The 13,037-nt window shown below is 61.1% G+C and carries 10 protein-coding genes; 5 read left to right on the top strand and 5 right to left on the bottom strand.

The window, feature by feature from the left end:
• Window positions 1-101: 101 nt before the first annotated feature.
• A complete protein-coding gene (locus IAG25_RS23195; RefSeq protein WP_187606933.1) occupies window positions 102-665 on the bottom strand; it encodes a serine O-acetyltransferase in 564 nt (187 codons plus the stop codon).
• Window positions 666-1,757: 1,092 nt separating this feature from the next.
• On the opposite strand from IAG25_RS23195, the gene IAG25_RS23190 reads away from it, so the two are divergent.
• Window positions 1,758-2,966 (top strand): hypothetical protein, encoded by a 1,209-nt coding sequence (locus tag IAG25_RS23190; protein ID WP_187606932.1) that lies wholly within the window; start codon window positions 1,758-1,760, stop codon window positions 2,964-2,966.
• A 70-nt stretch (window positions 2,967-3,036) separates the two neighbouring features.
• On the opposite strand, the gene IAG25_RS23185 is transcribed toward IAG25_RS23190, so the two are convergent.
• Together IAG25_RS23185 and IAG25_RS23180 are read right to left on the bottom strand one after the other, a co-directional pair.
• Window positions 3,037-4,248 (bottom strand): GDSL-type esterase/lipase family protein, encoded by a 1,212-nt coding sequence (locus tag IAG25_RS23185; RefSeq protein ID WP_222946608.1) that lies wholly within the window; start codon window positions 4,246-4,248, stop codon window positions 3,037-3,039.
• A 286-nt stretch (window positions 4,249-4,534) separates the two neighbouring features.
• The gene (locus IAG25_RS23180) at window positions 4,535-6,907 is read right to left on the bottom strand and encodes a penicillin-binding protein 1A (RefSeq protein WP_187606931.1); all 2,373 of its coding nucleotides are present in this window, start codon (window positions 6,905-6,907) and stop codon (window positions 4,535-4,537) included.
• A gap of 331 nt (window positions 6,908-7,238) precedes the next feature.
• Here IAG25_RS23180 and IAG25_RS23175 point away from each other — a divergent pair, with 331 nt between their 5' ends.
• The 3 genes from IAG25_RS23175 to IAG25_RS23165 all read left to right on the top strand — a co-directional run bounded on the left by IAG25_RS23175 (window position 7,239) and on the right by IAG25_RS23165 (window position 10,438).
• Window positions 7,239-8,603 carry an NAD(P)/FAD-dependent oxidoreductase gene (locus IAG25_RS23175; RefSeq protein WP_255503869.1) on the top strand — a complete coding sequence of 455 codons (1,365 nt, stop codon included), beginning with the start codon at window positions 7,239-7,241 and terminating at the stop codon, window positions 8,601-8,603.
• A 14-nt stretch (window positions 8,604-8,617) separates the two neighbouring features.
• Complete coding sequence (locus IAG25_RS23170; protein WP_187606930.1) at window positions 8,618-8,965, top strand: cupin domain-containing protein; 348 nt, start codon at window positions 8,618-8,620, stop codon at window positions 8,963-8,965.
• Between the two features lie 66 nt (window positions 8,966-9,031).
• On the top strand, window positions 9,032-10,438 hold the full coding sequence (locus IAG25_RS23165; protein ID WP_187606929.1) for an amino acid permease: 1,407 nt from the start codon (window positions 9,032-9,034) through the stop codon (window positions 10,436-10,438).
• Here the strand turns inward: IAG25_RS23165 and IAG25_RS23160 are convergent.
• Together IAG25_RS23160 and IAG25_RS23155 are read right to left on the bottom strand one after the other, a co-directional pair.
• Complete coding sequence (locus IAG25_RS23160) at window positions 10,416-11,243, bottom strand: cupin domain-containing protein (protein WP_029672377.1); 828 nt, start codon at window positions 11,241-11,243, stop codon at window positions 10,416-10,418. The two genes, IAG25_RS23165 and IAG25_RS23160, sit on opposite strands and share 23 nt — an antisense overlap.
• Before the next feature lie 89 nt (window positions 11,244-11,332).
• Window positions 11,333-11,875, bottom strand: coding sequence for an Lrp/AsnC family transcriptional regulator (locus IAG25_RS23155; protein ID WP_187606928.1), 543 nt, complete (start codon window positions 11,873-11,875; stop codon window positions 11,333-11,335).
• Window positions 11,876-12,019: 144 nt separating this feature from the next.
• Here IAG25_RS23155 and IAG25_RS23150 point away from each other — a divergent pair, with 144 nt between their 5' ends.
• Window positions 12,020-13,036: a 1-aminocyclopropane-1-carboxylate deaminase gene (locus IAG25_RS23150; protein ID WP_187606927.1), complete on the top strand. Its 1,017-nt coding sequence runs from the start codon at window positions 12,020-12,022 to the stop codon at window positions 13,034-13,036.
• Window position 13,037: the final 1 nt, after the last annotated feature.

The following is a 13,037-nucleotide window of genomic DNA, read 5'->3' as shown; positions in this document are numbered from 1 at the left end:
GCATGCACGAAAACGGGCGCCTCGACTGTTCGCCAAGGCACCCGGCAACGCCGATGGCGGCGCGTGCTGTCTTCAGGGAAAACGCGTGGAAGAGGTATTTCTTACGACGAGTGTTCCGCCCAGGGTCGCATGATGTAGCGCGCCGCGCGGTGGAGCGATGCATCGTCCGTCAGAATCCGCGCCGGGCAGCCGGCCACGGTCACGTTCGGCGGAATATCGCGGGTCACGACGCTGCCCGCGCCGATCGTGACGTTATCGCCGATGGTCACGTCCTCGACGATGCACACGTTCGGCCCGATATATACGTTGTTGCCGATCGTCGCCGCCTTGCCGTGGTTCGATCCGATCGTCACGCCCTGCGAGATGTTGCAGTTCGCGCCGATGACCGCGGTCGGATTTACCACAAGCGAGCCGACGTGGCTGATGTAGAAGCCCGGCCCGATCTTCGTGCGCGGGCTGATCACAAAGCCGAACCTGCGCTGCTTCAGGCGGATGACATGGTTGAGCACGAGCCGCACCGGTCGGGACGAGGCAGCGCTCGCCAGCCGCAGCCAGAACATGTAGTTGAACCCTTCGTTCAACACCAGTTGCTCGAGGAGGAGCATGAAGCTGTACTCGCCGCTGTAGCGGTAGAGATCGCTTTTGATCAGATCGAAGGTCTTCATTGCAGCGTGTCTTTTTGGTTGCGTGGACGCTTGGGGCGGTTTCGACCCGACCTTAAGACTAGGGATTGCGGCCATCGAGTTCAGTGCGCAATGAAACACTGGACTGTTTCGCAACGGAAAGGATTTCCGATTTCATCTATTTTGTCTGCTGAATAGCGCGATGTTATTTAATCAGATTATTAGAGATCCGCCGCAAGTCCAGCCGACATGGGAAAACGAGAAGAAGCAGGGTAACTTGGTATAAACCCGATAGGGGTATTCACCGTAGGGTCTTTCGTTTTTTAATCGAAAAAAAGTTTGCAGCCCGCGCTTACAAAATCTGATTCCTCAGTTGAAAAGTAGAAAAAGCCACTTTCATTTTGTAATTTTTGCATATACGGGGTGGTGAAGACGGTAAATCAAAGCCGCTAAATGAGAATTGTCCGCGGCATGAGCGGTAAATGAAGCGAAATAATCAGCCTATTGATGATCGTTTCGGCATACGAAAGGCGCTCCGTCAGGCCTTGTATGGCCTCCCGCGAGGACCTGACACGGGGTCTTCGCGTGAACGTTCGTGTACTTAAAATCGAATGTTCATATGAATATTAATCGTCTTATCGAATGTGGATTAAAGTGGTGTTATTCATATACGGTATTAACATTAAAACCGGCGTAGTTTATTTCACTCCTGGAAGAATGAAAGAGAAAATACGCCGCGATAAAGCGTCGAAAAAATAAAAGGAATAGTTACAAGCGTACATTCTGTTACAAGTAACGGGTAGGAATACTCTGTAGCAATCTGTAGTATTAATAAAAGACGGTAATTACTGCCGTCAGACTTCAGTGCTTCGACGGGCCGTACCCGGATCGTTCGAGCATGGGCTGGTCAGGTTTTCCGGAATATCTGGTTCCTCAATCCCGAAGTCGAAACTGTTTTTCGCCGAGATGCCTTTCGGAGTCGCCGTGTGCGGCTGTCGAGCGCTGGGCGGCGCAATCGTTTGCGCCTGCTCTATTCGCGTCGGTCATCTCATTGCCCATAAAGAAACGTTGCGTGCGACCGATGTTGCAGGAACCGGTTCGCCCGTAGATAACGTACGACCTATTGGAAAGACAATGCTTCCGAACCTCACTCAGGCAGACAACCAGGCAGACAACACCCGTATCGCAACCCGTCGCAAGCTGTTGACCTCGCTCATCGCGGGCAGCGGCGCGTTCGTGCTCGCCGCATGCGGCGGTGGCAGCGACGGCGGCGCGGCTGATTCTGTTGCCGATCGCTGGAGAAGAAGGAACAACAACGGTGGCGCCTCGACGGCGACGCCCGCGAGCTCGGCCTCTTCCGCGGCGCCCGCCAGCGCGGCGGCTCCCGCCAGCCCTGCCGCACCGGCAAGCTCGACGTCCGCCGCGGCCGATAACACCGCCGGCACCATCGCCGCTTCGTCGTTCGGCGTGAAGGCCGATGGCAAGACCAACGACCGCGCCGCGCTGCAAGCCGCCATCGACGGTTCGGTCGGCCAGATCCTGCTGATCTCCGGCCAGGTCCGCATCGACACGACGGGTCTCACGCTGCGCACGAACAGCCACATCCGTTTCGCGTCGGGCGCTTCCATCAAGCTGCTTGCGCACAACGCCGACATCTATCAGATGATGCGTATCGTCGACGTGAACAACGTCATCGTCGAAAACGCGTACCTCGACGGCAGCAAGGAACTGAACTCGGCGTCGGGCGGCGAGCACGGCATGGGCTTCACGATCATGGGCGCGACGAACGTGCACCTGATCGCGCCGACCACGATCAACACGTGGGGCGACGGCATCTACATCAACGATAGCCAGACCAAGAAGAACACCCCGACGTACAAGCTCGTGGTCGACAACCACAAGGCCGACGGCTGCCGCCGTCAGGGCGTGTCGATCATCTCGGGCGACACGATCACGTTCAACAGCCCGGTGTGGCAGAACATCAACGGCACGGCGCCGGCGTGCGGTCTCGACTTCGAACCGAACGACAACTCGGCCGTGTTCAAGACCATCACGATCAACAGCCCGACGACGGCGAACTGCAAGGGCGGCGGCATCAACGTGTGGTTCGGCTCGCTGCCGGGTCCGATCAGCAAGACGGTCACGATCGCGATCAACAACCACGTCGACACGACGAGCCCGGGCGGTTCGTTCGCGGTTCAGGGTCTGTCGCTCGACGGCTACATCGTGAACGGCCAGATCAGCAGCACGAATCCGAAGTGGAAGTACCCGCTGATCGTCGAGCAGTGGGACAACGCGGGTCCGCGCATCAACGTGCAGAACCCGACGATCGTCAAGTCGTAATCGACGACGAAAGAACAACGCCATGCGAAAGGAGCATCTTTCGCATGGCGTTTTTGCGTTTTCGCGCCGCCTACTTGAACCAGCCCAGATTCACAGAATTGGCGATGGCCTGCATCCCCGCCTGATTCGGATGCAGGTTATCGCCGCTGTCGTACGCGCCGAGCATGACGGGCGGATTGGAAGGATCGCCGATCGCGGCGGCCTGATCGAGCACGGCGTCGCAGCCGCTGTCGGCGCTGGCGACGAACGCGTTCACCGCCGCGCGCGTCGCTTCGATGTCCGGCGTCCACGACGACACGCCCTCGAACGGCGTGAGCGTCGAGCAGATCACGCCGACGCCCGCCGCGTGCGCGCTCTGCGCGAGCTCGCTGAACGCGCTGTTCAGACGGGCCGCTGTCGGCGGCGCGCCACCGATCAGATTGTTGACCGCGTCGTCGGAAATGATCACCCACTTCACGTTGTACTGGTCGAGCACGTCGCGCTGGAAGCGCGTGAGACCGGCCTCGCCGGAACCGTTCGTGAAGAAGTCGTTGCCGGAAATGCCCTGGTTGAGCACGCCGACCGTCATGCCGGCTTGCTGAAGGCGCGCGGCAAGCAGGTTCGACCAGCGGCCGTTGGTGTTCGGCTGCGACGCGACGCCTTCTGTGATCGATGCGCCGAACGCGACGACGGCGCCCGTCGCACTGGCGTTTTGCACGACGACGTCGGTGAGGTAGTAATAAGACTGCTCGCCGAGTGCGTTGACGACGCCGCCCGTGAAGTTCGGGTCGGCGCTGACGTCGCCGGGTGCGATGTACACGTCCTGAAGCGCGTCCACGTGACCGGTCGTTCCGCTCGGCGTCTGCTGCGGCAGATAGGCGCTGACGACGATATCCGTGAGCGCCGGCACCTGAAACGCGACCGGGTCGCTCATCATCACGCGGCCTGGCGGGATCGTGACGAAGGGCTGCCCGTCGAAGGTGACGGCCTTGTCGGTGCCGGGTACGGTGCGCTGGCCGCTCGCCCTTAGCGCGACACGCACGTCGCCAATCACGAGCGGATCGCTGCCATACAGATTCGAGAACTGCACGCCGACGGCCGTTCCGCCGATGCTCGTGTGCACGATCTGCCGGATCGTCTGATTATTGAAGCCGCCGTCGCGAGTGGCCATCGGCGCGGTGCTCCACGTGCCGGTCCACGGCAGGGTCGCGCTGATGCTCTGGGCAAAACTGGACGACGAAAGCGGCAGGACGAGCGCGGTGGCCACGAGGGCTCGCTTGACGCGGGGAAATTGCTTGTTCAACTCGTTCTCCGAAACCAGCCGGGCATGGAAAGGACGTATCGCGTGACATGGGGACGTCCGTGGAGCGGGAAACCCTGGAAGGCCAGGTTTCCGTTCCTGTTTGGCTGGCGCGTGTGGCCACAGCGCGCCATTGTGTCGGCGAAATCTTCGGTGGACTTGTTTCGCCTTGATGCATCGAAGCACCATTTCCGCGCATGCTCTGTGCGCGACCGCGCATAAGGGCGGAAGGGCGATTTTGAAACGATTGCGCCGCAACTAACCGGCTTCGATGGACGCCCACCGGGCGTTATTGCTGCGCGCCGGACGCGGTCTCGGGCGCCGATGCCGCCGTTGCGCCGCTTGCGCTTTCGCCGTTCGATGCCGACGGCAGGATCGGCGGCATCGTCGTGAACACCGGCGGTTGCGGCGTCTCTTCGGTCACTTCGGCCACCGGCTCCGAAGGCGCGCGCTTCGTGCGCGCCGGAGGCTGCGCCGCGGTCTGCGCGGTTTTCGGCTTGCCCGGCTTCGGCGCTTTCGAGAATGTCTCGTCGAACCAGGTTCGCACGCGGGTGGTCATCGTCTGCCATAGGCCCGGCGTTTCCTGCGTGTCGAAGCGCGCGCGTGCGTCGATCAGATGCGAACGCAGCGAGCGCTGCACGAAATCGCCGACGATCGGCAGTGCGCTATGCGCGCCTTGTCCCCAGTAGTCGCTGCGCAGCGTGACGCGGCTGTCGTTGAAGCCGACCCACGCGCCCGCCACGAGTTGCGGATGCATCAGGATGAACCAGCCGTCGGCGTTGTCCTGCGTCGTGCCGGTCTTGCCCGCGACGTCCGCGCGAATGCCGAAGCGCGTACGGATCGCCGTGCCGGTGCCGCGGTTGATCACGTCGCGCATCACATCGACGAGCTTGCGCGTCGCATCGACGGACAGCGCGCGTTCGGGCGCGCTCTCGAACTGCGCGAGCACGTCGCCGTCCTTGTTCTCGATGCGCGTGACGAGCAGCGGCTCTATATAACTACCGTCATTGGCGATGGTGCCGTATGCCGACACCATCTCCTTCAGCGTGACCGGGCTCGTGCCGAGCGCGAGCGATGGCACCACATCGAGATGACTGTCGCGCACGCCCATGTCGCGTGCGAGCCGCGCGACGCGCCCGGGCCCGACCTGTTCCATCAGTTGCGCGGTGATGCGGTTTTTCGAATAGGCGATTCCGTCGCGCAGACTCACGGGGCGGCCGGAGGGCGGCGAATCGTCGGTCGGACGCCAGGTTTCGGCGCCGCGCACCGGAATCTCCACGGCCTGATCGATGAACGTGTCGGTCGGCTTCGCGCCGCGCTCGAACGCCGCGCCGTAGACGAAGGGCTTGAACGTCGAGCCAGGCTGGCGGCGCGCCTGCGCGACGTGATCGAACGGGTCCTGCGTGAAATCGCGGCTGCCGACCCACGCCTTGATCTGGCCGTTGCGCGGATCGAGCGCGAGGAACGCGGCCTGCACGCGCGTCTTGTTCTCGCACAGCGCCTGCATGAACGCGCGGTCCGAGCCGAGATTTTTGATGGCATCGGCATCGTTCGCGCCGCTCGTGCGCAGCGCGCGATACTGATCCGTCTCGCGGATGAACGCGTGCGCGAGATCCGCGTTCGTGCTCGCGCAGCCACCTCGTCCGCCCCACGCCGCATTCGCGATCGATTGCAACTGATTGCCCTGCAGCGCGAGCGCGTTCGTCGCCATCGTCTGCAGACGCGAGTCGATGGTCGTGCGCACGACGAGGCCATCCGAATAGATGTTGTAGTCGTTGTCGTCGGCCCAGCCGATCAGCCACTTGCGCAACTGCTGCGCGAAGTGCGGCGCGCGGCCGGGCTCTTCTGTTTGCCGCTCGAAGTCGATGCGCAGCGGACGCTTCTTGAGCGCGTCGAGCTTCGCCGCTTGCAAGTGGCCGAACTTCACCATCTGCCCGAGCACGATGTTGCGCCGGTCGAGCGCGCGCTCGGGATTGATCACCGGGTTGTAATAGCTGTTGCCCTTCAACATGCCGATGAGCGTCGCGCTCTCGAGCACGTCGAGCTGGCCCGCGGATTTGTCGAAGTAAGTGCGCGCGGCCATTTCGATGCCGTACGCGTTGTAGAGGAACGGCACCGTGTTCAGATAGGTTTCGAGAATCTCGTCCTTCGAATAGAGCGCTTCGATCTTGAACGCGGTGATCGCTTCCTTCAGCTTGCGCGTGAGCGTCTGCGAGCGGCCGATTTCCTCGGGATACAGATTGCGCGCGAGCTGCTGCGTGAGCGTCGAGCCGCCCTGGCGGTCGCCCGAGAACGTATGCAGCGCCGCGCCCGCGGTGCGCCTGAAATCGATCCCGTGATGCTGATAGAAACGCCGGTCTTCCGTCGCGATGAGCGCGTCGATCACCTGCGGCGAGACTTCTTTGAGGCTCACCCATTCGCGATGCGTCGGCTTGAACTCGGCGAGCAGCTTGCCATCGGCGGAATAGATCTGCGCGGGCTGGTCGACCTTTGCCTTACGGATATCGCGGATGCCGGGCGTGAACGGGATCAGCACCAGCACGTAGAGCAGGAAGAGGGCAGGCAGCAGAAGCAGCGTGCGCGGCCGCAGATGCGGACGCAGCCGCGACGCGAGGCGAGCCAGAATCGCCTTGGCCAGGGCTTTGAAATCAGACGCGGTCACAACGAAACGGGATGCCCGGACATGGAAAACCCTGAATCGTAGCGTAATTTTTCAGCAGGTCTTTCGCAAATTTGTCATCGGGGTGACGGCGTGCGGGCGCCTCGCGATGCGTCACGGCTACGCTGGCGTGATCGCTCGCGGGAAAACCCTGATTCTCTCATCGCAAACATTTCCCTATTGTCCTGTTCTACAGAAAACATGTAGCCTTTTTGTTTGAGAAGGATTGGGCCGGTCTACGGTCCTCTCGGGAAAAGCACAAATGACTAAGGGTGTTATGAAAGTTTCGACCTCTTCGCGGCGGGAGATCACGTCTCTCCAACGAAGTTTCTGGATGCTCGACGCCGAGCCGCAACTGGACGTAGCCGCGGCACTGTCCACATCCGAGGAAGCCGACGTTGTCGTTGTGGGCGGTGGGTTCGTCGGGCTCTGGACGGCGCTGACCATTCGCGAGCTGAGTCCGGCGGCAAAGGTCGTCGTGCTCGAGCGTGACGTTTGCGGCGGCGGCGCGTCCGGGCGTAACGGCGGTTTCGTGATGTCGTGGTGGCCGAAAATCGCGTCGCTGCTGGCGTTCATGGATGTCGAGCAGGCGCTGTTTCTGGCGCGTGCGTCAGAGCGTGCGATCGAGGAACTCGGAGACTTCTGCGAGCAGCACGCTATCGATGCGCATTTCCGGCGCGCCGGCTGGTTGTGGACGTCGACCTCGGAAGCGCAGGGCGACTCATGGACCGCGACGGTCGAGGCCTGCGCCAAACTGGGCGTGCGTCCTTTCGAACAGGTCGCTTCAGAGGAAGTCGCTCGCAGAACGGGCTCCGGTATTCATCGGGCCGGCGTGTTCGAGCGCAGCAATGGCACCGTACAGCCGGCGGCGCTGGTTCGAGGCATGCGCAGGCTCGCATTGAAGCGCGGCATCCGCATTTATGAGAACACGCCCGTTCTGGAAATCAGCCGTGAGTGTCCGTCCATCGTGCGCACCGACAAAGCTCAGGTGCGCGCGAACGCCGTTGTACTGGCAACGAATGCATGGGCGACGGCCATTCCCGAGATCGCACGCTTGATCGTGCCGGTTAACAGTTCCATCGTCGTGACCGAGCCGATCCCGGAACAACTGCGTTCGATCGGCTGGACGGGAGGCGAGGCGATCACCGATTCGCAGTTGATGGTGAACTACTACCGGACGACCCGTGACGGACGCATTGCCTTTGGCAAGGGAACCGGGGCGCTCTCCAGAGGCGGGATTATCGACGAAACGTTCAGCCGTCACGCCGAGAGTTGTGCGATGACGGAGCAGGACTTCCGGCGTACCTATCCGATGCTTGCCGGCGTGCGCGTCACGCACGCGTGGTCCGGTCCGATCGACCGAACCTACGACAGCTTGCCGGTCTTCGGCACGCTCTCCGGCACGCAGCATATTCACTATGGCGTCGGCTGGAGCGGTAATGGCGTCGGACCCAGCCGGATCGGCGGAAAGATTCTCGCCAGTCTTGCGCTTGAGCGAAAAGACGAGTGGAGCGGTTGCGCGCTCGTCGGGCGACGGGCGCGGACGTTTCCGCCGGAGCCGATCAGATATATCGGCGGGTCGCTGGTACGCGGCGCGGTGCGCAGAAAGGAATGCCGGGAAGCGGCGGGCGCGGTGCCAAGGACGTTCGACGTCGCGCTGGCAAAGCTTGCCCCGTCCGGATTGGAAGATAAATCATAAGGATGTCGAAGTATATGAAGCCCGTTGTTTACCGATATGAAGACAGCACGCGCTTTTCGCCTTGGGCGAGCGTTGCCGCGCCCATTGGCGACCCAGTGTCCCGAACGAGAACGGCGCACGATGGGCGTTCAGAGGAGGAGGGGGTTGCATTCGGCGTTTGGGAGTGCAGCCGTGGAGTGTGGCGTCGGCAAGTCACGAAGCGCGAGTTCAGCCATATTCTTGCCGGCCATTGCTTCTTCACGCCGGACGACCAGGCGCCAATCGAGTTGCGCGCGGGGGACAGTGTCTATTTTCCTGCGAACTGCAATGGAATCTGGGATATCCGCGAGGACATCCGAAAATCCTATTTGATCATCGACTGATTTCAAAGGCGATCGGCGACGCATCGGTTTGAAACGCAGTTATTTAGAAGTACAAAAGGAGACTCCATGTCTAACTTCCATGACGGAACGCTCAAGGGCGGCCTTCAGTCACGTCATATGACCATGATTTCCATCGCGGGAGTCATTGGCGCCGCTCTGTTCATAGGGTCGGGCAAACAAATCGCGCTCGCGGGTCCATCGGTCATTCTCGCTTATGTGGCAGGCGGCATTCTCGTCTTTCTCGTCATGCGGATGTTGGGTGAGATGGCGATCGCCCAGCCCGATACCGGGTCGTTCTCGACGTATGCGGACCGCGCCATCGGCCGTTGGGCAGGGTTCACGATCGGCTGGCTGTATTGGTATTTCTGGGCGATGTTAATGGGCTGGGAAGCCTACGTCGCTGGCCAGATTCTGCATGCCTGGTTCGCTTCGATACCCGACTGGGCTTTCGCGCTGATGCTCACCCTCGCGTTTATCGGCACGAATCTCATGAACGTGAAGAACTACGGTGAGTTCGAATTCTGGTTCGGCATGATCAAGGTGACGGCGATCATTTTGTTTCTGGTGATCGGCAGTCTCGCCGTCGTGCATCTCTGGCCTTTCGGACATGCTCGCGGCTTTTCTCATCTGAGCGATTCGGGCTTCATGCCGAACGGACCCAAATCGGTCATCACAGCATTGCTCGGCGTGATGTTCGCCATGATCGGGGCTGAGGTCGTGACGGTGGCGGCGAGCGAGTCCGTCAATCCAGGAAAGGAGATCTTCAAGGCGATTCGCTCGGTTGTGTGGCGCATCATCCTGTTCTATGTCGGATCGATCTTTCTGGTTGTGTGCCTCGTGCCGTACAACGATCCTGCGCTGGTGGATCCTACGCGCGGAAGCTACACCGTCGCACTGGATGCGCTCGGTATTCCCCATGCCCGATTGATCGTCAATTGCGTGGTGCTGACTTCGGTTTGCAGTTGCTTCAATTCGTCGCTCTATACGGCGTCGCGCATGCTCTTTTCGCTCGCCGGCCGTGGCGATGCACACCGGATCATGGCCAGGACCGCGAACGGGACCGGTACGCCTTATGTGGCCGTTGTGATATCGAGCGTTTTTGCCTTCACCGCGGTTTATATGATGGCAAGCTCCAAGATGGATCTTTACGACGTCCTGATGCAGACCACAGGCTGTGTCGCGTTGCTCGTCTATCTGACGATAGCCTGTTGCCAGTTGCGTATGCGTCGGCAACTGGAGGCGCAAGGTGTCGAACTGAAGTTGAAGATGTGGTTGTTTCCGTGGCTGACCTGGGCCGTCATCGTCTTCGTGATTGGCGCGCTGGTCACCATGACAGTGGAAGGAACCTACCGCGCGGAGGTGCTGTCCACGTCGTGTCTCGCGGCCGTCATCGTGATCATGGGGCTGATCGCGCAGCGTTACGGAATTGGCAAGGGCAAAGCACACACCACTAAAAACTCTTGGGTGTGTTGACCCAGATAAGCACCGTTGGCTCGTCACCCGTAGCCTTCCAGCTATGCGGATGCTGGCTCGGAAAAGCGATGCTATCGCCAGGCCCGAGGACGTGTTGCACATCGTCCACTGCGATATGAAATGCACCGGATAGAACGTGGATAAACTCTTCGCCTTCGTGGGAGTAGAACCCGCTACTTTCCGCGCCAGGCTGAAGCACCCACTTCTGGCAGTCGAGCAGGCTAAGCGACTCGGCCAGTTGAAGGATGCGGATGTTCTTGCCGAAGCCCGCAATACTGCGCTCTTTCCCGCTTCGAACGACCTCGCGGTGAGGCTTGCTGCGTGACGGTTGAGACAGATCCGTTACCGTCGTCCCGTAGCACAGCGCCAGCGCCTGCATGCTCGCGACGGTGGCGCCTTGCGAAGTGCGTTCGAAGGTCGAGATAAAAGAAATGGCGAGCCCGGTCGATTCTGCCGCTTCGCGCAAAGACAACCCGGCTTTTCGTCTGGCCAGCCGGAAGCGGCTGCCCAGTCCGTTTTGTCCGCTTTCGTTGAGCCCTTCCGTTTCGGGCTCGCGTTCAAGGGACTCAGGCGCATTGTCGAGGTCTTTTTCCGCAAGCGCCTTGCGGATCGCGGACATGTTCAGTCCTTCGACTTTCCGCATGTGCTGTATGGCCCGAATCTTTTCGATATCGGCCTGATCGAAAACACGCTGCCCGACTGCCGAGCGTTTCGGCGATACCAGTCCGTGTTGTTCCCATAACCGAAGCGTGGATACGTTCGTTCCTGTCAGGCGGGCTACGTCGGTAATACGGTGTAGTGTCACTTATGAACCTCGGCTTTCGCAGCGTGCCCTCAGACAGAGATCATGATGTGGCTGCATTTTACAGAGTCCTTTTGCGTCGGGCGGTCGCTCTATGCTCGAGTGATGTCCTGCGTGCGCGCGCCGGCCGAGTCACCGATCGGAAACGCGGTCGTCGAAAGAATCTCGCGCAACACGACGAAGGTGCGTATCTGGCGCACGCCGGGAAGATAAAGCAGCTTCTCGGCATGGAGGCGGTTGAAGCTTTCGCTGTCGCGCGTGCGGATCAGCATGAAGAAATCGAACTCGCCCGTCACGACATGGCACTCCATGCAGCCGGGCACTTTCTGCGCGGCCTTTTCGAAATCGGCGAAGGAATCCGGCGTCGAGCGGTCGAGGATCACGCCGATCAGCACGAGCATGCCCGCGTCGAGCGCTTTCGGATCGAGCAGCGCGACGGTCGCGCGGATCAGTCCCGTTTCGCGCAGCCGCTCGACGCGCCGCAAACACGCGGGCGGGCTGAGATTGACCTTCTCCGCGAGCGCGACGTTCGAGATCGACGCGTCGCGCTGCAACTGACGCAAGATCGCGCGATCGACACGATCGGTCTGAATGCCCGCCAGATGCGGGTTCGGCGCGGATGAGGTTTTTTTCATTGCGTGTCTTCGGTGTCGGACGAAATAAAAATTTGCATCGGTATCAGTATCTCCAGAAACGTTAGGCCGAGAACATTTTTTTCGCAACCCGGCTGATCGCGACAATCTCTACGATGGTGTTCCACCCTCACGAGGACGCCGATCATGAACCTGCAACGTTTTCCCCGTTATCCGCTGACCTTCGGACCGACGCCCATCCAGCCGCTCAAGCGCCTGTCCGCGCATCTCGGCGGCAAGGTCGAGTTGTATGCGAAGCGTGAGGACTGCAACAGCGGCCTCGCGTTCGGCGGCAACAAGACGCGCAAGCTCGAATACCTGATTCCCGAAGCGATCGCCGAAGGCTGCGACACGCTCGTGTCGATCGGCGGCGTGCAGTCGAACCAGACGCGCCAGGTCGCGGCGGTCGCGGCGCACCTCGGCATGAAATGCGTGCTCGTGCAGGAGAACTGGGTCAATTACTCCGATGCCGTCTATGACCGCGTCGGCAATATCCAGATGTCGCGGATGATGGGCGCGGACGTGCGGCTCGTCGCGGATGGCTTCGATATCGGCATCCGCAAAAGCTGGCAGGAGGCGATGGACAGCGTGCGCGCGGCGGGCGGCAAGCCGTTTCCGGTACCGGCGGGTTGCTCGGAGCATCCGCTGGGCGGTCTTGGCTTCGTCGGTTTCGCGGAGGAAGTGCGCGCGCAGGAAGCGGAACTCGGCTTCAGCTTCGATTACATCGTCGTGTGCTCGGTGACGGGCAGCACGCAGGCGGGCATGGTCGTCGGCTTCGCGGCGGACGGGCGCGCGCGGCGCGTGATCGGCATCGATGCATCGGCGAAACCGCAGCAGACGCACGATCAGATTCTGCGTATCGCGAAGCACACGGCGGAGCTCGTCGATCTCGGCCAGGACATCACGCGCGAGGACGTGATTCTCGACACGCGCTTCGGCGGCCCCGAATACGGCCTGCCGAACGAAGGCACGCTGGAGGCGATCCGTCTCTGCGCGCGGCTCGAAGGCGTGCTGACCGATCCCGTCTACGAAGGCAAATCGATGGACGGCATGATCCAGATGGTGCGCAACGGCGAATTCCCCGAAGGCTCGAAGGTGCTGTACGCGCATCTCGGCGGCGTGCCCGCGCTCAACGCGTACAGTTATCTGTTCCGCAACGGATAAC

The organism is Caballeronia sp. EK (genome assembly GCF_014384845.1).
Classification (GTDB): Bacteria; Pseudomonadota; Gammaproteobacteria; order Burkholderiales; family Burkholderiaceae; genus Caballeronia; species Caballeronia jiangsuensis.
Note: the sequence above shows the minus strand (reverse complement) of the source record. Positions and strands in the feature narration are given on the sequence as shown.